The organism is Haloquadratum walsbyi C23 (assembly GCF_000237865.1).
Lineage (GTDB): Archaea > Halobacteriota > Halobacteria > Halobacteriales > Haloferacaceae > Haloquadratum > Haloquadratum walsbyi.
Window position 1 is genome coordinate 1237859 of record NC_017459.1, and the last position, 22133, is coordinate 1259991.

Consider the following 22133-nt stretch of genomic DNA (forward strand, 5'->3'; position numbering starts at 1 on the left):
CAATCAAGTGATTAAAAATATAACTGCCATCCAACAATGTATTCAGCGTGCGTATGCAATAATGAATAGATGAAACAATCCGGACGGCGCCAAAGGATGGCGATATTGACCATTGTTGTCCTACTTTTGCTGACAGTGTTTGCCAGTGGCGTCGCGATTGGGGTTCCTGCTGCGCGAGTTGCAGTGTCTGATGCGACAGTGACACCTGCAACACCAACAGCAGGAGCTCCAACGACGGTCACTGCAACGGTCCGATTGTCAGGTGGGAGTACCTCTGCTGTAACACTTGATCGTGTTGACCTTGTTAGTTCAGATGATGACAACTTCCGTGACGATGTAGTGGCTCGTGCGACTGACCTTGGGTCACTCTCAGCTGGTGAGACACTAACAGTTCCAATCACAGCAACATTCGATACGCCAGGTGAGCATGATCTCCGAATCAGAGCGACTGTTACTGATGCTGACAATGACGAAACGACAGTCACGCGACCAATTTCTGTTATTGTTGAACAGGGTGTTCCGCAGGTCTCATTTGATGCACCAAATGCTGTTGTGGGAGCAGATTCATCTGTGCAGGCAACGGTATCAAATCCAACAAATGCTGCCTTACGCAATCTATCGGTGCGTATTATGACACCTGAGACAGGTGAGCGCAGTGTTCGTGAAATCCCAGTCTTAGCTGCTGGAACGACAACAACGTTGAACCTTTCAGTTCAACCCCGGCAACCTGGACAACAGCAACTAACTGCTGATATCTCATATCTAACACCTTCGGGGACGGTCCAAACCGTAGATGAAACGGAATTGATGCGCGTGAAACCATTGGCGAATGACGTTGGTGTTCGCGTTAGTCGTTCCACAGGAAATGATCAAAATAATGCAGGCGGAGTCGCAGGTGGGATTGGTGGGATTCTTGGTGGACAGAGCGATCTTCAAGCTGGTGGGTCACAGCAAGATGGGGCTGAACAGAGTGAAGTGGACGTGACTGTCTCAAACTTTGGAAACGCTCCGATTGATTCCGTTGTTGTCATTCCACAAACAGCTAATGGAACGATTGTCACGGAGATAGGGCGTGTGATTGTTGATGAGACATTGTCACCAGGAACTGCATCAACTGTCACTGTCGACACAGCCCAAGCCGAGCAGATTGGACAACTACAATTCGCTGCAGCATATGAACTTGCCGGTGAACGTCACACCGTGTCCGCGAAATTTAATCGACAGACTCCTGGTGCGGTTGATCTCACTGGCGTGGATCTTTCGGTCAAATCAAATGGATCGGTTGATTTACGCAGTAATCTCGCCAATACTGGCGGCAGTGAGATTTCTGGTGTAGTTGTGCAAGTGGTAAGCAGCGAGTACGTTACACCCGAGTATCCAAGACGAAGTTACTTCGTTGGAACACTTGGTAGCAGTGAATTCGCACCGGTTGAATTAACTGCTTCAGTTGATGTGCAGAATGCAACAGAGGTTCCGGTTCGCATTCAATATACTGTCGGTGCTGACCGCGTTGTTGAGACGACTACGATCTCACTTCCCCCGAATGATGAAACAGATGGGACCACTCCAGGTGGAGGCGAAGTAGGTGTCATATTGAGTGTGCTCCTTGTTGGCGCAGTAATTGTGATTAGTGGTGTATTCATTATGAGGCGTCGAGAATGAGTGAAACTGAAGGTATAATCAATACAAAAGCGACAGGAAAGACAGAGGAGACGCACTCGACCCCAATTGAATTACGACACGTAACGAAATCTTATGCGAGTGGCATGGACCGGGTGACGGCACTTGACACGGTTGATTTTTGTGTTAATGCTGGAGAGGTCGTTGCTGTGATTGGTCCTTCAGGGTCAGGCAAGTCGACAATGTTGAATATATTGGGTCTTCTTGATGAGCCGACTGAAGGGAGTATTCTCCTTCATGATGAGCCTGCAACAGGGCTGTCTCCTATAGAGAAAACGACTGCTCGGCGTGAGACGATTGGATTTGTCTTCCAGGATTTTCACTTGATTCCGACTCTCAGTGCTGTTGGGAATGTCCGGTTACCCACAGCATTTCTTCCGGGGGATGCGACGGCACGTGCTGAGGATCTGCTCACTCGGGTCGGTCTTGGTGACCGTCTCCGCCACACTCCTGATGAACTCTCTGGGGGGCAGAAACAACGCGTAGCGATTGCTCGATCACTGATTAATGAGCCAGATGTGTTACTCGCAGATGAGCCAACAGGGAATCTCGATTCAGAGACCGGCGCGGCAGTTCTTGAAGAAATCAGGGCAATCGCTGATGAGGGTGTTAGCGTTGTCGCTGTCACACATGATGATCTCGTTCGTGAGTACACTGATCGGACGGTTGAATTAGTTGATGGTGTTTTAACAGATGCTTCGTAAGCTGTTTGAGCAGCGATTCCCAGCGGCTGTGTTAGCTGGACAAAATCTCTCTCGACAACGCGCTCGGGCGGCGCTTGCAGCACTTGGCATCGTCATTGGCGTGTTTGCGGTTGTGACCCTTGGGACGCTGGGAACTGCCCTACAAGTGGCAGCGACTGCTGAACTTGGGGGATTAGGGAATCAAGTTATTATTAGCCCGTCTGAGGAGTCATCAAATGAGGCATTAAACAGTCGCGATCTTCAGGCAATCGAACGTGCTGCTGCTAGTCGAGGAACAGTAATTCCACTGCAGACGACCGGTACCACAGCGAGCAATGGCGAGGCTCAGACTGCCACACAGGTGTATGGGACAACAACACCGAAAACATTGTTTAATGCCGATGATTCAATTCCAGAATTTCATCGCCAAGGGGCAATTGTTGGGGCAGACGTAGCGAGTTCACTTAATGTCCAACAAGGATCACAGGTGCAAGTGGGACCGAATTCCTATCGCGTGATTGCTATTCTCGAGGCTGAAACTGGTATTTCACCAATTCAAGGAAATTCTGCAATCATCCTTCCACCGAGTGCGTTCACCACAAGTGGTTACTCACAAGTAGTAATCAAAGCAAATTCAGGGGGGGATGCAACCGCAATTGCAACAGAGGTTCGATCGAGACTTAATGGACGAGAAAATCGGGTTTCAGTATTCTCACTGCAAAGCGTTCTCACACAGATTGAGGAGTTTTTCGGCTTGTTAAACGGATTTTTACTCGCAATCGCAAGCATCTCATTGGTCGTTGCGGGTGTGTCAATATTTAATATTATGCTGATGACAGTCTCCGAACGTCGTGGGGAGATTGGTGTCTTACGTGCAGTGGGAATTCACCGCCAACAGGTGCTTCGAACACTCATTATTGAATCAACACTGCTTGGCGTCGCCGGTGGGTTTGTCGGAGCATGTGGTGGAGTGATCACAGTAATCGCGGTTGGGATGAATACACAACTCCCGATTTCAGCGATATTCGTTCCATTGAATGCACTTATTGTCTTTATTGGATTTGGATTTGGCGTTATTGTTGCCCTTATCGGTGGACTCTACCCAGCATATAAAGCAGCATGGGAACCACCGGTGGAATCGCTGCGTGGGTGAGTTTGATTCTCATACGTATCATATCACTTCCGATCATCTTCTCACGCCCGAACGTCAATCATCAAAAAAAGTTCATGTGAAGCGATGATACACCACCGCCAATCGAATGAGATTATCTCACGGAAGGTATCATCCATTCTGCTATTGTCGGTTTATATTGGATTACTTATATAACAGTCGCAATCTGAGACGTGAGTGATACAGCCCTCCGAGTAGCTTCGCTTCAGTTAATCGTCGGGTGAGTCTCAGTCTGCATCGACGGGAAGAACCGACCATGAAATCCGAATGGCTCTGAGTGCGGCAGTTGAGCCCGTGCTTGTATTTCGAGTGTTGATGCGTCAAATATCATCACCGTCGTTCGATCTTCTTCGACATCGAGTGCTGGCGCAATCACGACACCATCATCATCGGCATGACCATTGGGGTCTCGGATTGGAAGGGGTTCCTCAAGATACACAGATGGCTCCCACCACTCACGTGTCTCTCCAGTATCACAATCAAGCTTCACAAGTCCATTTCCGCCCTCTTGATCTGTCAACTGTGCATAGGTGTATCGATGACGTCCGCTGACATCAGGTTGTGCAATACGTGGTAATTCCATACCAACATCGCTGAGTGGCGAGCGTTCAACGGACCCCGTTGTTATATTAATTTGATATCGGATAGGGTTCCCATCTGGGGCTGGACTTGAACTGAACGCATCGAGTTGCTGCATTTGCATCGCATCAAGAACACGGTTATCCGAGTACTCAATCAAGTCTAATATAATTGTATCATCATCAATATATGCATTAATATGATGAAAGACAAATGCTGAGTCCACGATTGGGTCTGCGATGAGTTCACCAGATTCCCGCTCGATTACCAGTAATCTCATTCCACGATCGGGTTCCCAACTAAGAAGATCCTGAATTCCCTCAGAAAATGGATTAAGCGTCTGTAACGCGGAAATAACGAGTGGTACCTCAACAAGAACGATATGTTCGTCTGTGACACTACAATCGTGCATATAAGCCGGTCCACGTGCGTCAACTGATGTAATCCGCTCTCGTTGTCGACTCTCATATGGAATTTTATAAATGTGATATTGGGGTACGCGCCCAAACTGTGTTGCGAATCCAATAAGCTCACGCTGGTCTTGATCATCAACAAGATGCGCTGCGGTAAGATGTTCAGTTATTTCATCAGTAAACTCAAACTCGGTTTGCGTTTGTAGTGTCTCAGGGTCGAATGATACTCTGCGCGGCGCCTCGGTCAGTGCCACATACTCCTGGTCGATACGTGCAACGTGTACATTTGTGTTATCTGTGGGTGTTGGGAGTCCTGAACGAAGCGGTTCAATCAATCGCCGCCATCCTCGTGTATCGGTCCCAAATTGACCGGTCAGTCGACCATCTGCCGCATCAGCATATGCATCAGTTCGGAGGAATCGATTACTATATCTGATGTTTCCGTTAGAAAAATGATATCGCCGTAACATCGCCAATCCGTCGAACCAGTGGCTGACACGCGTCCCATCAATATCAAACAGCCCTGGTCCATTCCGGATCAATGTCCCCTCAAGCCACGCAGGAACCGTCCCTTGAGTCTCAAGTTGTTTATTATCGACCTCTGACTGAAGAGAGCGGAACCCTGGGTGAGTCGACATAAATGTATATGATTGCTTCAGAGGAAATTGTCTTTCGACAATCACTCACTATGCTGATACCACGCGTTCACACCTAATAAAGAGACTATCTGTCAGGATTGTACTAGACCGAATTATATCGATATGTAGGGAGTGTATATTAGATCAGCTGTCGATACTGTGAGTTTCTTTGTCAGTATGTGAAACCGAATGGAGCGCGCCAACTCAACTCAATTGAGTGTAATTTCGGAGAGAAACACTGTCAACGCATCAACAACTGATATGAGGGTGATTATCACGTACGCACACCGATGTGAACGTAGAAATGATAAACGAACACGGATTTGCGGATTTGCACGTTCACACAACTGCATCTGATGGGGTTGACACGCTTTCTGAACGATGTGCCCGTGCTAGGGAGGTCGATCTTCCTATCTTTGCTGTAACTGATCATGACTGTGTTCATCCAGCGTTCTCGAAACCAATTATGAAGCGAGATCATTGTGCCGTTATTAATGGGGCTGAAATTCGAGCGGGTGTCGCAGGTCATGAGATCGAAATTCTCGGACTATTTTTAGATCCGACATCATCAGAGCTTCAAGATGTCCTTGAGCGCGTCCAACAACACCGAATCAACCGCAATCAAACCATTGTGAATGCACTCCGCACTCACGCCGGACTGGAAGCCACATACGAAATGCTCATTCATCGTGTTGATGGTGTTTTGACACGTCCGCACTTAGCCGAGCAACTCGAACGTGAGGGCATTGTTGAGTCACATGACGAGGCGTTTCAGCAATATCTTCAATCCGGTGTCAAAACACATGAGCCACTCAAGTTAGTTGCGTGTGAAATAGTCATCAGCGCGATTCATGCTGCGGGTGGCGTTGCATCGCTTGCACATCCCGGATATTTTCAACCACCCACATCAGAACATACATTTGATTCACTTGCGTCATTAATTCAGAGACTCAAAACGGCAGGATTAGACGCAATAGAGGTGACATATGAGTATGGTGCATCTGGATTCAGCCCTCCAAGAGCAACGACACTGGCGAATAAGACCGATTTATTGCAAACTGGTGGTTCGGACTGCCATGGGGTGGATACATCAATAACTAGCATTGGCGATGTTCGAGTCTCTCGCTCACAATTTCGTCGTCTATATGAAAGATCAGACACCACTATCCGTCCGCACTGATATTCTCACTGAGCACGCAGTATATGATAAAATCGCTAACACTTGATACTACCTCGCAATTCTATGAGGACATTATAAAATGAGATTATGCGACGCTGATGGACGCTCTCATAAGCGTTGTATATACGACATTCTGATTAGTAATATCAACAAATTAATATAATCATAGACATTCAATATACTAACACGTAATTGCCGATGTTTGTGTATGAGAGTACAAAATCTGGATTCTTAGATGATGTCCTGGCAGGTCGGTTAGTTTCAGAGATTAAGCGGGGATATCAATCACACGGGATTGGGATGGGCGCTTCCAATGAAATTCGGTCTTGGAAGAACTCACTGCAGTACATGCATACAGTCTTGGTTAACAGTTCAGTGCCAGACAATGCAGGGGTAGCAATCGAATTTAAAATCCCACTTACCTCACGCCGAGTCGATTTTCTTCTTTCAGGATATGATAATGCGGATAATGCGAATGTCATAATCATTGAGCTTAAACAGTGGAGCGGCGACAGCACTCAAATGGTCGCAGATAAAGATGGAATTGTGAAGACTCCCCTGGGGGGTGGTATACATGAGACAACCCATCCAAGTTATCAAGCAAGCTCATACGCTCAGTTGTTAAAAGATTTCAACGTCACTGTTCGTGAAAAGCCGATTAATCTATATCCACTGGCATATCTTCATAACTTCGAATCGGAGCATCGAGAAAAGCTCGATAATGAGACATATCAATCATATATTGCGAAAGCACCGCTCTATATCCGTGAGGATACAAGACAATTGCGTGAATTCGTTGCATCACAGATTGATACTGGAGACAACAGGAAGAATCTCTATGAGATGAGCAACGGGAAAATCAGACCGGCGAAATCATTACAACGCTCATTATTATCAATGCTCGAACGTCAGGACGAGTTCACATTAATTGATTCACAAAAAGTTGTCTTTGAAAAAGCCGTTGAACTAGCAATACAGTCACGACGTGATGGGCAGAAACGTGTATTACTCATAGAAGGCGGTCCGGGAACAGGCAAGACAGTTGTTGCAATCAATATCCTCGCTGAGTTAATTCAACAGGATATGATTACGCAATACGTCTCAAAAAATCGAGCGCCACGAGATGTCTATGAACAGAAACTTCGTGGAGATAAATTAGTTAAAGAGATCAAACATCTATTCACAGGCGCGGGTAGTTTCGTTGAGACAGAGACAAATACAATTCCTGCATTGATTGCTGATGAGGCTCATCGGCTAAACGAGGAATCGACATTTTTTGGTCGCGGTGAAAACCAAATTATGGAAATTATCAATGCTGCCAAATTTAGCGTTTTCTTTATTGACGAAAATCAGCGCGTCCATATCGACGATATCGGTTCAAAACAAGAAATCCGGCAGCATGCACGCAATTTGAATGCTGATATTGAAGAGATGACCCTTACATCACAATTCCGATGCAATGGGTCAAGAGGATACGTCGCCTGGGTAGATGATGTGCTACAGATTCGACAGACAGCCAACGCAGATGGATTTGATCTTGAGTTTGATATACATGTGTTTGATTCCCCACATGCTCTTCATACGGCGATTGAACAAAAGAATAATCAGAACCGAGTTTCGCGTGTTGTAGCGGGATACTGTTGGGAGTGGGAAAAAGACGGTCGCGCTGATCCTTCTATCAGTGATATCACGATTGGTAATTACGAACGGAGTTGGAATCTTGATACAAATGACCCATGGGCGATTACTGAGGGGTCAATTGATCAAGTCGGGTGCATTCACACGTGTCAGGGACTTGAATTTGATTACGTTGGCGTAATTATTGGTGAGGACTTGAAATATCGCGATGGAGATATCATCGTAGATCATGAAGAGCGAGCGAGCACCGACAGATCATTATTCGGGATTAAGAAAATGTTTCGAGAGAATCCTAACAAAGCGGCTGAGACCGCTGAAGAGGTAATTAAAAATACGTATCGGACACTGTTGACCCGTGGGATGAAAGGCTGCTATCTGTACTGCTGTGATGATGAGCTTCAATCATATCTGAAAACTCGAGTTGAAAATATCTCTATTAATTCATAATCAAAGTGCATGGATGCTGTAGCTGTCACCAGATGAACCTCATTGGTGTCTGTGCAGGTGAGTCGTTGATTCTTCTCTATTGACCACAACCTATTTCATTAAACCCTGACACTGCTGGTAATGGAATTCAAAAGAAAATATGTTTTGCAATTTGCTATCTTATGTCCCTAAGATATCGAATGACCAGTAGAATCAGTTATATTCAGAACTTCACACTTCGGGAGTTGCATCCAGTCACTGCCGAGACTAGCTGTTATGAGACAGTATATGAGATTGCTCAAGGAACTCCACCGCCGGTGGTAAATACAAAATCCAGGATACTAAATCTGTCATGACCGGTTACAATGAAATATCACCGATATGATCATCATCCATCCAATGCATCAATCACAATCTGTTTATGATCGAATCCCATCTCAGGGAGGTCATTTGAATTGAATGTCCCTACCTCAGCGGCTTCCTCTCGTGGAACTGGTGTTTCATTGGTATTGCTTCTGCATCGATAGGCTGCGGTCACGTTTCCGCGCTTATCACGGTCAGGACCGTCATACAGACCAATAAATTCCTCAATGACAATGCTAAGACCAACCTCTTCTTTTGTCTCACGGACACATGCCTCTCGTGCTGTCTCATCTTGCTCAACGAATCCACCAGGAAGTGCCCATGATCCCTCAAACGGGGGATGAGTTCGCTTCATGAGAAGTACTTTTCCATCAAATTCAATGACGGCATCAGTTGTCAGTGTACGAGGTCCTACCATAATAGATGGTCAGCCCTGTTCATAATGAGTTCTATGGCATCTATTTCTATCCAGTGAGTCATCTCCAATTTATATTTAAGTTTGATCATGGATATGTGAGTTTTATCACCCCCGTACAAGATAACCGTCAAATAAACTAAAACGTGAATCCGTCCGGCGATCTATTGTTGATGGATAAACCGTGTATCACTATGCATATCAAAATATAAACACAAAGCAAGCATATACTGCATGTGATGTTAGAATTAGCAAATGAAGCGTGTGAGGCATGTACCTCAGAAGATGAACCGCTTGTTGAGAGCGAATATGCAGAGTATCATACTGAACTCAGAGGTGATGTTTGGGAGGTCGTTGATGATCATCATCTTGAGGCAACATATAATTTTGAGGACTTTCGTGATGCACTTGAGTTCACATATGAAATTGGTGAACTCGCTGAGGAAGAATGGCATCATCCAGATATCTCCCTCGAATGGGGGGAAGTAAATATTGAAATGTGGACACACAAAATCGACGGACTGCATAAGACGGACTTTGTGATGGCCGCACGCATGGACCGTATCCACAAACAGTACGCCTAGATAAAAACGAGCAATCGACAGTGCGGAATCGATGCCAAAGGAAAATCACGTAATACTGAGTCTGTCAGTCTTACGTATCAAATAGTTGTATAATCAATAATTATCAATCACTCACTATAAGCTAAGCCTCTGACATTCATCATAGACACTGTCGTGTGGATACAACGGATAATTGATAAAATATTATTCTTATTCGATATTGCACAATCGCTTGCTAGCCGCTTCAGAATCATTTAATCAATTATCTGATGAACAGGCGCAATCCCACGCAGACCGTGGATACGCGCCATCACTTGGGAATCTATCCACGTGATGTGACCACGCTAAGATGTGAACGCTCACAGTGAACTATGTAGGAAACACACTAAAAACAGAGCGATTCCCCGCGCAGTCCTGCGATGGCGACCTGCCCGCCCACGGTACCCAAGCGATTATCGGAACCAGTCGATACCCAGCGTATTCTCATAGAAACTGACTGGAGTTGACTACTGGAAGCAGACACGCAGTAACTCCGAGTCCGCTGATGTTGACTCGACTCTCGCCGGGCAACACCAGCTCCGAGGGTCGGTGGGACTGCACCCTGCAATCTCCAACACTCCCACGGAGGAAACCGCGCCGTTCACAGCGCGGAGGATGTCATGCTCTAGAATCCAGAGAAACCCAGTAAGTGATCTTACCACAATTCACTCTATTGAAATACATAAACAATACATACATAACATCATGACTGTGGCGGGACATTCTGTCCAAGTAGTGATGGAGTCTTGAGCACTGCCACTGTCTCAACGTTAACAGTAACAATATCTTCAGATGGTGTTGTATCCACGCTGATATCATTACCAGTAAACTGGTCTGTCGTATCAACAACTGCCCGAAGGTCCACGTATCGGGACTCTTCAGCGAAATTAATGATAATTACTCGCTTCGGCTCATTCATCCCCGCGTTTCGAGCGAAGACAAGCACGTCCGTGGGTGTCTCACTCCGGTGAGCGACTCGGGTGAGTTTTGATTTCACCCCAAACACTGGTGAGTCGTGATACAGCGCGATAAGACGCTGATAGAAGGCAAAGTGCTCTGTAGGAAGTGTCGACCAGTTTATGAACGCTCGCTTATATGGATCTGACTCGATATCATCGCTTTGGGTCGGGTCGTCCGGATATGCAGCCTCTCGACGCTGACCATGCTTAGTGATCAATCGCTCCTGCCCATAATATACCATTGGAATCCCCGGAAGCATGACTGCTGCTGCCATTGCCGCTCGCTGGATTTTCTCTGCAGCGGGTCGTTGAGCAAGCATCGCCTGATAGGTTAATCGAGCTTCATCATGGTTCTCCGTCGCATTGAGTAAGTGAGTATGTTGTGGGAATCCATCGTTTCTGCGGGCTGCAATATCGGCGAGGAGATCTGTTGGTGACCGTTTCCCCTGTGCGATTGCATGCACAGATCGCATGAATCCTGACGTATCAAAATGACAATCGAACTCCGAGGCGGCAAAGCGAGCCTTGCGCGGGATTGCTTCATCAAGCAGGAAAAACTCAGAATTCTGTGCCCGAACTCGCTCACGAACCTCTACCCAAAAACTGTGCGGTACTCCCCATGCAATATCACACCGAAATCCATCAACCCGCCGAGCCCAGAATTCGATGCTAGCGAGGATATGTTCCCGAAGCGCAACATTACCAAAATTAAGATTTGGCTGATATCTCACATCAAAGAAACTTGTCTGTGCAGGGGCAGCATCGTGTTTATTCCCTCTTTGCTGGCGGTCAAACCAATCAAAATACTTTGAGTTGGTATTCCAGGATGTAATATCCGGAAAGGTGCTGATATCATCTGAATCCGAATCAGTATCTAACTTAGCAACAGTGTCCTGAAAAAACGTATGCGGCCATCCACAGTGATTAATGACAAGATCAAAACAGACGCGAATATCATGATCATGACATTCCTCAACAAATGTTTCAAATTCCGCCAGCGTACCTAAATCATCAGCAATATCAAAATAATTGGTTGCGCTATACCCATGTGGTCCGCCTGGAGCACGGTCCACGGTTGGGCTCCATGCGGGAACAATTGGGGTCAGCCATACAACATCAATACCTAAAGAGCTCAGATATGATACTCGTTTACTCAGCGTTTCAAATGTGGTTTCACCGGGGGTCCCTGCAAATGAACGAGTGAAAATCTCATATATTACGGCATTGTCGAGCCAATCAGGTGGACGATTTGGGAGTGAAACTGTCTTTGTTTCAGGGTCAAGACATATTTGATCCCGCACACCGACACACTGACCATCGAAAGGGGCAGCATACACATTTGTTGGAGAACTTAGTGCCGTAATTGGAATCTGTGCTTTTGTTTCAGTTATATTGATATCCTCAGCATCAAGCTCACTCGCATCGTGTGGGAGAAACTCAACGATAAGATCTGAGTCACGTGCCTCACTATTGGGTGCAAGTGCCGGATGTGACTCAATTACAAATGATTCTATCTCTGCATCATAATACCCATCAAGACTAATACGTGGGGGAGAAGCATTATCCGCTATATCATCCGCTTTTTGATGCTTACCTGGACTGTCGAATACATGGATCGTCAATTCATGTGTCGTATCAGGAGCTTTCAATTCAATTGTATACGTTCCTGGTTCATCTGGATTGAACTCAGCGGTGTTGTGTAATCCATGGTCGTAACGCTCTCGATGGTCGTATGGGCTCAATGCATGCTCAATTGTGGCTGTACTCTGTGGTGGTCGAGTAATGACACGCCAGCTAAACGCATCCGAATCATAGTTTTCAGGATCTTTATTCGGCTGACCTGATATTGTCGGAGCAAGATTATCACGATCGAATCCATGTTCCGTATCAACAAATATTGGATCGACAATACAATCACTGCAGGAAAGAAAACGAGGTGGTCCAGGATGATGACCCCCATGAGGCGTCTGACCCGACATTACTCATTCACCAGGGTGAGAAAACGCTTGATACTTTGGAATCAGAGTTTGGCTTTATGACTTGGATAGTAATTTCACTTTTATGATCTCTGTTGCCTATCCATTATTATAGAATACAAGCGCGGGAGGATGTCAATCAATGGCTATCGAGAGGCTGAGACGGTTCATCGAATCGTCGAGCATACACATATACATGAGATATATACATGTGATAGTCATGTGCGGGACTATCTCTCAACTCTCAATTGTGATTACTTCGAGTCTTTAGCACCGTGGCGATCCATATCAATGACTGGAGTCGCTGAAAATGCACCTTCCGGCACCGTCAATGGAACTATTCGCCTTAATCAGTATCAATTGTGATTTTCTGATCGCTCGATAATCTTTCCCTCGCCAAGATCAAACTCATCTTCAAGTGCTTTGAGGATACGCTCTCCCTCAGTGTGTAACTGCTGTGCTCGCTCTAATGAGATATCACCACCCTCAAGTTCGGTGATAATAGCTTCAAGACGCTCAATCTGTGCCGTGATTGACTCATCGCTTGTGTGTGTTTGGTTATCGCTCATATATTACCAGTAATCAATATGATTGCTACCACAAGTAATATACTTAACACTCCGATTATGAGCCGCTGTCGTTGAATCGTACGCTCATATGGCTTGATCATTTTGGCTCTCTCACGCTCGTGTGCCTTCTGTTGTTTAACCGTTTCATATGCAGTATTAAGACGGTTGGACACCGATCGAAGTTCGTCTGTAACCTGACGATCATACGCGCTGTTTAGGCGGTCATGCTTCTGTTCAATTGCTTGTTTGACTGTGTTGGTATACGCATGATTAAGATCGGCAGAGAGTCGTTCAAGTTCTTCCTGCAACCCGTCTTTTTCTGGAACAGTCTTGCCAACCTCAGTCGGTGTCATAACGCGTGTATCTGCGACTGCCCCAGCAAGCGTTCGGTCCGTCTCATGACCAACACCAACCACAATGGGCGTTGTTGTCTCATGAATCACACGACATAATGGGATTTCATTGAATACCCGAAGATGCTTTTCTGCACCACCGCCACGAGTCAGGATAATTAATTTGATACGTGCATTATCGTCAAGACTGCTGATTGCATCCATCAACGAGACTAATGCGTTGTTTCCTTGAACGCTCGTATCTTGAACAGTGATATTAACGTCTGGATACTGATCATGGATGCTTGTCACGGCATCCTGACGAGCGTCACTGTCACCGCTAGTTGCAATCCCAATATGCTTCGGCAAATATGGAAGTGATTGCTTGGCTGATTCATCAAGATAGCCACTTTCTGCGAGTGTCTGTTTATTTTCCTGATATGTCTGCTGATATATCCCCTGTCCGACCGCAATTATATCTCGAACAATAATCGAGACGCTTCCTTCACTTTCATAATAAGAAATATCTCCACTCACCGCGGCTAAGATTCCTTGCTCAATATCATTTTGAAGCTTGTCTACTCGAGAGCGAAATATAACACAGTGAAGTGATGAATCCTCATGAACCAAATCAAAGTGACCATGACCATTCGAGGAGATACTGTAATCGGAGATATCTCCAAGAATATATTCATGCTCAATCGCCGGACTTCCTTCGACAAGATCCCCAATCTGCGTATTTATATCATTCACAAACGCAATATCTTCACTGCCGAGTTCTCTCCGCAATGAGGCGTGGTCATTCAGCTTCTTTGTATCACCACTCTCCGACTCAATGCCCATATTTAGAGCATAATGGAGTCTCACTCAAAAATATCTGGATAGTGGTGATATGAGAGATTTTCAGTACATACCCGAAGCTCATGAAGTCACAGCATCATCGTATGAACTATTTTCTCTATGTCATCTCACCTTTCTCAAACGGTATGGTTAATCACGATTGAGTCTTTGATACCAGAGAGACTAGGAGTGTCATACTATCATCCTCTATTGAGCGTCGAGAAGCGATGATTTGAGGTTATATCTGCTTTCTGCATTCTGCTTGCCTAAGATTATAAATAAGATCGATTTATCTCAGTTTAGAGGTATATAATATATATGCGTATTGCGATACTTGCACATGAACAGTTCCCAAACCACGCGAAGACCGCCATTGGAATTCTTCGGTATAGCGATCACAATGTCGTTGCGGTTCTTGACAGAACAAAGATAGGCGAACGCGTTTGTGATTATGTCTCAGATGTTCAAGACGCGCCTATCATTGAAGAAATGAGTCAAGTCTCCAGTGAAGTTGATGCACTGAGTATCGGCATTGCCCCGATTGGTGGTGATTTTGATTCCACGTGGCGTTCTGATATCCAAGACGCGCTTATTAATGGCTGTGACATCATTAATGGACTCCATTACTTTTTAGAAGATGACAAACGTATTTCTCGCCTCGCTGATGAACATAACTGTGAGATATGGGATGTTCGTAAGCCCCCAGATGATTTGACCGTCAGCGATGGCACTGCAGACAATGTCGACGCTACGGTTGTTCTTACAGTCGGCACAGATTGTTCATCGGGAAAAATGACCACTTCATTTGAACTTCTACAGGCGGCTCGTGATCAGGGAATCGATGCAGCCGTTATCCCGACCGGTCAGACTGGTGTTATGATCACAGACCGGGGGATTGTTGTTGATGGTGTCATTTCAGACTTTGCTGCTGGCGCAGTTGAGCGTATGATCAAGCAGGTAGCTGCTGAGAATGATCTTATTATCGTTGAAGGACAGGGGTCGATTGCTCACCCTGCATACTCAGGCGTGACGACAAGTATTCTCCACGGAGCAATGCCAGACGGACTTATCCTCTGTCATGCTGCCAACCGCGAAGCTATCCGAGGATATGACCATATCTCGCTTCCACCGATTGATGAATATACCAGAACTTATGAACAACTTTCTGGACTCGTATCACCAGCGAAGGTCGTTGCAGGTGCGATCAATACGCATCATATCGAAGAGGCAAAAGCACGTACGGCGGTTGCAGATTATGCTGCTGCTATTGATGCGCCTGCCACGGATCCAGTTCGATTTGATGCAACAAAGATTCTCAATGCGGTGCTCAAATGAAAACCTCATTCAATCAAATCAGTCTCAATATCACGGGCAGTTTCAATATCGCTCGAGGAACAACTGAAAGAGTCGAAATCACTCTTATCAGAATTCAAGATGAGAATGGGCATATCGGCATTGGTGGGGCTACACCTACAGCGTATTATGGTGAAACCGCAGCCACGATGCGAGCTATTCTGCCGGAGTTTCTTGAGATTATTGAAAGTCATGGCATGGAACCGCGCCATGCTATCGAGCAGCGTCTCTATAATCACGTCAGAGGGAATCCAGCCGCTCGCGCTGCTGTTTCAACGGCATTGGCTGACATAGCTGGCAAGCGAGCAGACATGCCCCTCTATGAGCTCTGGGGGTTAGATCCAACTGATATCCCGAAAACCTCATACACAATCAGTTTAGATACCCCTCGTGCAATGCAAGCGAAGGCAGAAACGGCAGTAAACAACGGATTTGATATTTTGAAGCTGAAGCTTGGTCATGATAATGAGCGTAATCACAAGCGGATAGCAGCAGTCCGTCAAGCAACACCCGATGCACAAATTCGGGCTGATGCCAATGCTGCATTGACATCACAACAGGCTGTTGAGATATCTGACATCCTGGCTAATTATGATATTGAATTTCTCGAACAACCGGTGCCTGCTGACGATATTGACGGGTTACAATTCGTTCAAGCGTACGGGAGCGTTCCAGTTGCAGCTGATGAGTCAGTTATTACAGCCGCAGACGTTTCTCGGGTGTCCGATGCAGTCGATATCATTGTTGCAAAGCTCATGAAATGCGGCACTCTCCGCGAGGTGCGTCGGATCGCTGCTGTCGCTGATGCTGTAAATTGTGAGTCAATGCTTGGCTGTATGGTCGAATCAAACGTATCAATCGCAGCGGCTTGGAATCTTGCTCCCCTATTCGATTATGTCGATCTCGATGGATCACTGTTATTATCTGAGGATCCTATTGGCGGGATCCCAATGGATGGTAATGCCGCAAATTTATCAGCGCTTGATCGATCGGGAACATGTGCTGTTGATACCGTCGAATAATAACCATTCAATCATAAATTGAATTATGATATTTGCCGCTATGCTATTATAAAGTACATATCAATAGCCGTTTTTGGATCATATATTTATAGCCTTGCCAAAATAATAGCAAAATTCTGTGATATTATACCCTATATTTGAATTTATCTACGAATCATGTAATTTTGATACTGTGCGATGATTTATGAATAAATGGGATGAGTTGTATTAATCTGATGAGAAAGTAATATTCAATAACGGGCATTTACTGATTAACTTGACTTGAGTAGACGTTCTCTCTTTGTATATGTGAGTATGTTTTGTTGTTTCCTCACTTACTGAAATTTCATATCTTGCGTGTCGTAGCTTGAAATATAGATGTAATATACCGGCGGTGAATTACAATACCAGCTTTACCGTGATGAAGAGCATAAATACAGTCACTTGTCATGTTCAATTGTCGAATCGAATGGTGTAACACGCCTAACGCTGTCCAAGTCATTCGATGATATATTAGTCTGCGTCGTGAACTCACCCCTGGGGCAGTCGCCTTGACCGCCTGTACAATTATCCTTGATGTCGGGTCATGAGCGATGTGTGATGCATATGATTTAGTCATGTGGATGTATAGACTGAGGTATGCAGGTTACTGCTATTGGGACAAGCGGTGGTGTTCCCACCTCTCAATACGGGACAAGTTGTATCTATTTGAATGTATTTGGTGATAAAATTCTATTTGACTGTGGAGAGGGGTCTCAACAGCGTTTGATGAAATACAATTCATCACCAAACGTTGACGCTGTTTTCATTAGTCACTTTCATGCCGACCATACGCTCGGGTTGCCTGGACTCATACAAGCTCTTGAGATGGATGAGCGTGAGAGATCCCTTGATATCTATGTCCCAGAACAACGAAGACAACGAGCAATCGATATGATTACAGGGGCGTATGAATGGCCAAGCTATCCAGTAGAGATACAGGGATATGAGAGCGATGAACCAGCAATTCACACAGAAGACTACACTGTTCATCCATTCAAGACTCCCTACACAGAACACTCCCATGGGTTCTCCATACAAGAGGCATCGAAACAGGAATTCCTTGTTGAGAAAGCCCAAGCGCTCGGTGTTGATCCTGGTCCGAAATATGGAAAACTACAAGATGGACATACCGTTGAGACGGATGATGGAGACACAATCGAACCTGAGGATGTGTTATCAGACCCAATGCCTGGAAGAAAAATAGTGTATACTGGAGATACCAGACCATCCGATGCTATTGTTGATGCAGCGTCAAACGCATCGTTGTTAATCTATAGTGCAATGTTTACCGAAGCGCAGGCAAAAAGAGCCCATTCGACTGGTCATTCAACCGCGTCAGAAGCAGCTCAAGTGGCGTCAAAATCTAATAGTGAGAAGATCTGGCTCACGCATATCTCCCCAAGACATGAGGGTGATGAGCAGAAACTCGAATCGCAGGCAAACAAACAATTTGATGGGGAGATTGTGGTCGTCAGAGATGGAGATTCCACACAAATAACGCAGACTACTTGAAATGTAAGAATGAGATTGATCTGAAAATATATGTGAGCTCTCAGATATTCGTATCGCTTGCGCATCAGTGTAATCAGCATCGAATATACTATTTATATCATATATCGCTATTCTTCGAGTATAGTTCATTAGTAATTTATTATCTATATGATTCATAGTGATTAGTGCAAGTCTTTACCGCCGTGATTATCGGTGTCGGTGATGGGAGCCGCTGAATCCGCGTCATTCGACATCGTCAGTGAAACTATTCAAACTAATCACTATCAGAGATTCTGAAGACAGGCAGCTGCCTGCTGTTGTAGTAGCTGCGTTGTTGTCCCGCCAGTCTGTAACAAACGAAGGATGACAGAAAGAGTAGAGACAGCATCAGTGTTGATCGATAAAAACTGGTCTGTAACGGTAAGCTCAGAACTATCATCAAAGTCCGTTCGAAGGACACCACAACTAGCCTCAGTCGCGATGACAATGATGGATTCTGAATTAAACTCTTGATGTGCGATGCGAAGTGCATCGTTATGCCGATCATTATTCACTGCTTGTTTGATCTCACACAGTTGTGCATGATAGGCAGCTCCTGATTGGAGGTGCGATTCCTCAGAATCAAATTGCTGATACTGTTTCAATGCGGTTTCATACTCACCGCGCTGCTCAGCTTGACGAGCGGTCGCAATCGTTTCAATCGCCTCTAATTCTCGAAAATGAATATACTCTTGTGGAGATTGCTCTGCAGCGGATTGTGCGCGGTCACTAGCAGTGTGGACTGTCTCATAATCACCCGCTTCAAATGCGACGTGTGCAGACGCCTCACACTCTCGACACTGATGAACCGAGCGTGTGCCTGCAATTGCAGTCTCAATTTCTTCGACGCTTCGTGATTGTTCAGGGTTTTCAGCAACACCTGTCGAATCAAACCGGTCGAACGTCGCCCATGCTGTTCGATGGAGATGCTTTCGGATTTTCCAGTCATCTGTTGCATGCGCGGCGTGTCGAACAGATTTACTGAGATACTTGATTGCCCGAACCATATCAACAGCGTCGATTGCTTGTGCTGCTTTGACATACGCCTCAGCGACACTCCACCACTCGGGCGGAAGATTGGAAGCATGTGTTGAGAACCATCGACCACCACCCGCCTCAATGGCATCTGCTATATGCCGATATGATTCGGCATATGCCTGCTTTGTTTGATCCCATGTCTCTGGATTGATATGGGCAACTGCCTGTAATTGTCTTTGTGCGACAATGAGTTCAGCCCGGGTTATATTATCTCCTCCATGCCGATAGTCCTCAATAAGATTTGATGCTGTGAAATACAGATAGTCACTTACTCGTGCGCTTGATGGGTCAGCGTGTAGTGCAGCTTCATAGAGACGTTGCTTATCAGGGTCGGTAGGCGACCGTTCTTCAGCGGCTCGTTGATACTCCGCAGCTGTCATTTCTGTGTCCACATTCGGGAAAGATATGTTTTCGAGATACTGTAGTGCGACAGTGTTGATATCGGATTGCGGGCTATCAGAGGCGAGCAGTTGTTCTGTCAGTCGAACCCGTGAGAGATATTCGATTGCGCCTCGTTGATTTGCTGGTGTTGCCTCCAGTAATGACTCACAGGGTTGACGAACGTCCGTTGGCGAGGAAACGTCATCATATAGATGTTCAATTGTTGTCTGAACGACTGTCATCAACCGAGGGACTTCAACATTCAATCGCATAAATGTCTGTCGACGTCCTTCAAGCTCAGTGAGCGTATCAACAGCATACGCGCGACCGCGAGGGCTTTTATTCAATACCATATTTTTTAGACTTCGGTCAAGTCGGTCTTCAATTCGAGAACGGATTGCCTCAGTCGGACCTCGATTCAAGAACACGCTTCGGAGTCTGACATACTCCTCAAACGTTTCTAGTGACTTTTGTGCATCATTTCTGAGCGTCGAATAAAACTCGAGTTCTGTGTCATATTCATCAACGAGAGAGTCGTAGAGGTTTGGATTAGTGACCAACGCCGCCGCCTGCTCAGCAGGGCTTGATTGATGGGTCATCTCAGTAGTATATATTAGAGCGTAATCCACATACCTCCGTCGGCGAGCTCTAGTGATATAGTGCCCAATTATAATCGGGATATGAGAAATCAGGAATCAAAAGGAATCAAAAGCAATCAAAAGCAATCAAATGGCGTTCATATCATCGAAAGAAGACTTCAATAGATATCGCAGTCGCAATCTGTGGATTGCGGTCGATGCGCCATCATTCACCCTGCTCAGTCGGAAGGTCTGGATCCGCCGTCCAGTCGCTGAGTGAGCCATCATACACAGCAACATCAGTAATACCAGCTTGATGAAGTGCTAATGCCTCACTACTTGCTGCGATACCAGCACCACAGTAGGTAGTAACAGTATCAGCATCTGTTGCGCCAACTTCTGAGAACTGCTCTCGAAGCGTATCATCAGACACATATGTACCATCGGTATCAAGCACACCCTCATCACCAACTGCAGGGACGTTAACACTGTTTGGAATCCGCTCGGCCGCATGGTCGCCTGATTGAAGCGCATTGATAACGCACGCATCGGAATCCTCAATCTGAGTTCGAACATCTTCCTTATCGGCAACGAGTTCTTCGCGATACTCGGCGGTGAAATTAGCCGATGTTGGTGTGGTCACCGTTGATGATATCGGTCGATTCTCAGCTGTCCACCGAGGCCAGCCACCATTGAGGACGCCAACTTGGTCATGCCCAAATACACGAAACATCCACCACAGGCGAGCTGCCCACTCATTATTGTTTCCCTGATCGACAGTATCATATAGAACAACTCGTGAGTCATTACTCACTCCTAACTCACTCACTGCAGAGGCGAACACATCTGGTGTTGGTAACTGAAATGGGTATTCTGGGTTTTCGGTTTCAGAGAGATCCTCAATAAGATCAGCAAACTGACTTCCTGGAATGTGTGCTTCACTCCAATGGTCATACCCAGATTTGAGATCATAATTCTTCTCACCACTTCCAGCCTGCAGATAGACTGTACAATCAAGCACTTGCACATCAGAGACATCAAGTCGGGTTTCAAGCCACTCTGGATTGACCAGCGTTGGTATCGTATCCTTGGACATACTCTGATTGTAATTTGTGGGTAAATGAATCTTCATAATATCGATTTTTATCGGTGTCCTCGGCGCTCAAAGATGTATAAATAATAGATATGTACAGTTTCACATCAAATCTGACCCAATGCTAAGATTTAGTTTGATGCATATCATATCAAGAAGTCATACTTTTATACAGTTATTCACTCGTCAAATGTCACCGTTTGGTCAGTTGAATCCCGTAAACACCCGCGGGGGTTTCAGTATTCATTCGAGTCTCAATCCATCGTTTTGCGTCGGTGTCGGTGTCAGTGTCGGTGTCAGTGTCGGTGTCAGTGTCGATGTCGGTGTCGGTGTCGGTGTCAGTGTCGGTGTCAGTGTCGGTATCGGTCTCTATTTTTATTTGTAATCCATTCACCCTCAACTGGACTGTTGCCTGTGTGGCGATTCGCTCAGTATATTCATTAACCATGTCGGCTTTCTCAACATCAAATGAGTCGACTGCCGCATCGCCACAATCGAGTATCTGTTGGACAGCACTTCGGATGATTCCCTCTGGTTGATCTGTTTGTGCGCTATCAAAATCAATAATGCAGTAAAACGTCATCGAATCCATAGCAACACTATGAGTAGAAAGAAAATGAGATTAGTGGACAATCAATCTCGAGATAAATTAT

At 45.7% G+C, this 22133-nt stretch carries 17 protein-coding genes; 9 read left to right on the forward strand and 8 right to left on the reverse strand.

The window, feature by feature from the left end; all coding sequences use genetic code 11:
- Positions 1–96 precede the first annotated feature (96 nt).
- The 3 genes from HQRW_RS05435 (at position 97) to HQRW_RS05445 (ending at position 3516) form a co-directional block, all read left to right on the forward strand.
- Positions 97–1662 carry a CARDB domain-containing protein gene (locus HQRW_RS05435; RefSeq protein WP_231852442.1) on the forward strand — a complete coding sequence of 522 codons (1566 nt, stop codon included), beginning with the start codon at positions 97–99 and terminating at the stop codon, positions 1660–1662.
- 104 nt (positions 1663–1766) lie between these two features.
- Positions 1767–2384, forward strand: coding sequence for an ABC transporter ATP-binding protein (locus tag HQRW_RS05440; protein WP_231852479.1), 618 nt, complete (start codon positions 1767–1769; stop codon positions 2382–2384).
- Positions 2374–3516, forward strand: a complete 1143-nt coding sequence (locus HQRW_RS05445; RefSeq protein ID WP_014555795.1) for an ABC transporter permease — start codon at positions 2374–2376, stop codon at positions 3514–3516. Before HQRW_RS05440 ends, HQRW_RS05445 begins: the two co-directional genes overlap by 11 nt.
- Positions 3517–3739: 223 nt before the next feature.
- Here HQRW_RS05445 and HQRW_RS05450 read toward each other — a convergent pair whose 3' ends face one another.
- On the reverse strand, positions 3740–5164 hold the full coding sequence (locus tag HQRW_RS05450) for a carotenoid oxygenase family protein (protein WP_014555796.1): 1425 nt from the start codon (positions 5162–5164) through the stop codon (positions 3740–3742).
- A 292-nt stretch (positions 5165–5456) separates the two neighbouring features.
- Here HQRW_RS05450 and HQRW_RS05455 point away from each other — a divergent pair, with 292 nt between their 5' ends.
- Both HQRW_RS05455 and HQRW_RS05460 read left to right on the forward strand, forming a co-directional pair.
- Positions 5457–6344 carry a PHP domain-containing protein gene (locus tag HQRW_RS05455; RefSeq protein WP_231852443.1) on the forward strand — a complete coding sequence of 296 codons (888 nt, stop codon included), beginning with the start codon at positions 5457–5459 and terminating at the stop codon, positions 6342–6344.
- Between the two features lie 198 nt (positions 6345–6542).
- Entirely contained in the window at positions 6543–8429 is a 1887-nt protein-coding gene (locus HQRW_RS05460; protein WP_014555798.1) for a DUF2075 domain-containing protein, read from the forward strand.
- Positions 8430–8796: 367 nt separating this feature from the next.
- On the opposite strand, the gene HQRW_RS05465 is transcribed toward HQRW_RS05460, so the two are convergent.
- Positions 8797–9189 carry an NUDIX domain-containing protein gene (locus tag HQRW_RS05465; protein ID WP_014555799.1) on the reverse strand — a complete coding sequence of 131 codons (393 nt, stop codon included), beginning with the start codon at positions 9187–9189 and terminating at the stop codon, positions 8797–8799.
- 236 nt (positions 9190–9425) lie between these two features.
- On the opposite strand from HQRW_RS05465, the gene HQRW_RS05470 reads away from it, so the two are divergent.
- Positions 9426–9770, forward strand: a complete 345-nt coding sequence (locus HQRW_RS05470; protein WP_011571297.1) for a 4a-hydroxytetrahydrobiopterin dehydratase — start codon at positions 9426–9428, stop codon at positions 9768–9770.
- A gap of 721 nt (positions 9771–10491) precedes the next feature.
- On the opposite strand, the gene HQRW_RS05475 is transcribed toward HQRW_RS05470, so the two are convergent.
- From HQRW_RS05475 to xseA, 3 genes are all read right to left on the reverse strand, one after another.
- Positions 10492–12726 carry an alpha-amylase family glycosyl hydrolase gene (locus HQRW_RS05475; RefSeq protein WP_014555800.1) on the reverse strand — a complete coding sequence of 745 codons (2235 nt, stop codon included), beginning with the start codon at positions 12724–12726 and terminating at the stop codon, positions 10492–10494.
- A gap of 353 nt (positions 12727–13079) precedes the next feature.
- Positions 13080–13292, reverse strand: coding sequence for an exodeoxyribonuclease VII small subunit (gene xseB / locus HQRW_RS05485; protein ID WP_011571300.1), 213 nt, complete (start codon positions 13290–13292; stop codon positions 13080–13082).
- Complete coding sequence (gene xseA, locus HQRW_RS05490) at positions 13289–14467, reverse strand: exodeoxyribonuclease VII large subunit (RefSeq protein WP_014555801.1); 1179 nt, start codon at positions 14465–14467, stop codon at positions 13289–13291. Before xseA ends, xseB begins: the two co-directional genes overlap by 4 nt.
- A gap of 315 nt (positions 14468–14782) precedes the next feature.
- On the opposite strand from xseA, the gene HQRW_RS05495 reads away from it, so the two are divergent.
- The 3 genes from HQRW_RS05495 to HQRW_RS05505 all read left to right on the forward strand — a co-directional run bounded on the left by HQRW_RS05495 (position 14783) and on the right by HQRW_RS05505 (position 18372).
- Entirely contained in the window at positions 14783–15799 is a 1017-nt protein-coding gene (locus tag HQRW_RS05495; RefSeq protein WP_014555802.1) for a DUF1611 domain-containing protein, read from the forward strand.
- Positions 15796–16839 carry a dipeptide epimerase gene (locus tag HQRW_RS05500; protein WP_014555803.1) on the forward strand — a complete coding sequence of 348 codons (1044 nt, stop codon included), beginning with the start codon at positions 15796–15798 and terminating at the stop codon, positions 16837–16839. The genes HQRW_RS05495 and HQRW_RS05500 overlap by 4 nt, the downstream gene beginning before the upstream one ends.
- 618 nt (positions 16840–17457) lie before the next feature.
- Complete coding sequence (locus HQRW_RS05505; protein WP_014555804.1) at positions 17458–18372, forward strand: ribonuclease Z; 915 nt, start codon at positions 17458–17460, stop codon at positions 18370–18372.
- A gap of 263 nt (positions 18373–18635) precedes the next feature.
- Here HQRW_RS05505 and HQRW_RS05510 read toward each other — a convergent pair whose 3' ends face one another.
- The 3 genes from HQRW_RS05510 to HQRW_RS05520 form a co-directional block, all read right to left on the reverse strand.
- The gene (locus HQRW_RS05510; protein ID WP_014555805.1) at positions 18636–20408 is read right to left on the reverse strand and encodes a hypothetical protein; all 1773 of its coding nucleotides are present in this window, start codon (positions 20406–20408) and stop codon (positions 18636–18638) included.
- Positions 20409–20613: 205 nt separating this feature from the next.
- The gene (locus tag HQRW_RS05515) at positions 20614–21483 is read right to left on the reverse strand and encodes a sulfurtransferase (RefSeq protein WP_014555806.1); all 870 of its coding nucleotides are present in this window, start codon (positions 21481–21483) and stop codon (positions 20614–20616) included.
- A 190-nt stretch (positions 21484–21673) separates the two neighbouring features.
- Positions 21674–22072, reverse strand: coding sequence for a hypothetical protein (locus HQRW_RS05520; RefSeq protein ID WP_014555807.1), 399 nt, complete (start codon positions 22070–22072; stop codon positions 21674–21676).
- Positions 22073–22133 lie beyond the last annotated feature (61 nt).

Bases quoted from the DNA above. Each gene is read 5' to 3' on its own strand.
- HQRW_RS05435 (WP_231852442.1), top strand. From the start codon at position 97: ATGGCGATATTGACCATTGTTGTCCTACTTTTGCTGACAGTGTTTGCC.
- HQRW_RS05440 (WP_231852479.1), top strand. From the start codon at position 1,767: ATGGACCGGGTGACGGCACTTGACACGGTTGATTTTTGTGTTAATGCT.
- HQRW_RS05445 (WP_014555795.1), top strand. From the start codon at position 2,374: ATGCTTCGTAAGCTGTTTGAGCAGCGATTCCCAGCGGCTGTGTTAGCT.
- HQRW_RS05450 (WP_014555796.1), bottom strand. From the start codon at position 5,164: ATGTCGACTCACCCAGGGTTCCGCTCTCTTCAGTCAGAGGTCGATAAT.
- HQRW_RS05460 (WP_014555798.1), top strand. From the start codon at position 6,543: ATGTTTGTGTATGAGAGTACAAAATCTGGATTCTTAGATGATGTCCTG.
- HQRW_RS05465 (WP_014555799.1), bottom strand. From the start codon at position 9,189: ATGGTAGGACCTCGTACACTGACAACTGATGCCGTCATTGAATTTGAT.
- HQRW_RS05470 (WP_011571297.1), top strand. From the start codon at position 9,426: ATGTTAGAATTAGCAAATGAAGCGTGTGAGGCATGTACCTCAGAAGAT.
- HQRW_RS05475 (WP_014555800.1), bottom strand. From the start codon at position 12,726: ATGTCGGGTCAGACGCCTCATGGGGGTCATCATCCTGGACCACCTCGT.
- xseB (WP_011571300.1), bottom strand. From the start codon at position 13,292: ATGAGCGATAACCAAACACACACAAGCGATGAGTCAATCACGGCACAG.
- xseA (WP_014555801.1), bottom strand. From the start codon at position 14,467: ATGGGCATTGAGTCGGAGAGTGGTGATACAAAGAAGCTGAATGACCAC.
- HQRW_RS05495 (WP_014555802.1), top strand. From the start codon at position 14,783: ATGCGTATTGCGATACTTGCACATGAACAGTTCCCAAACCACGCGAAG.
- HQRW_RS05500 (WP_014555803.1), top strand. From the start codon at position 15,796: ATGAAAACCTCATTCAATCAAATCAGTCTCAATATCACGGGCAGTTTC.
- HQRW_RS05505 (WP_014555804.1), top strand. From the start codon at position 17,458: ATGCAGGTTACTGCTATTGGGACAAGCGGTGGTGTTCCCACCTCTCAA.
- HQRW_RS05510 (WP_014555805.1), bottom strand. From the start codon at position 20,408: ATGACCCATCAATCAAGCCCTGCTGAGCAGGCGGCGGCGTTGGTCACT.
- HQRW_RS05515 (WP_014555806.1), bottom strand. From the start codon at position 21,483: ATGTCCAAGGATACGATACCAACGCTGGTCAATCCAGAGTGGCTTGAA.
- HQRW_RS05520 (WP_014555807.1), bottom strand. From the start codon at position 22,072: ATGGATTCGATGACGTTTTACTGCATTATTGATTTTGATAGCGCACAA.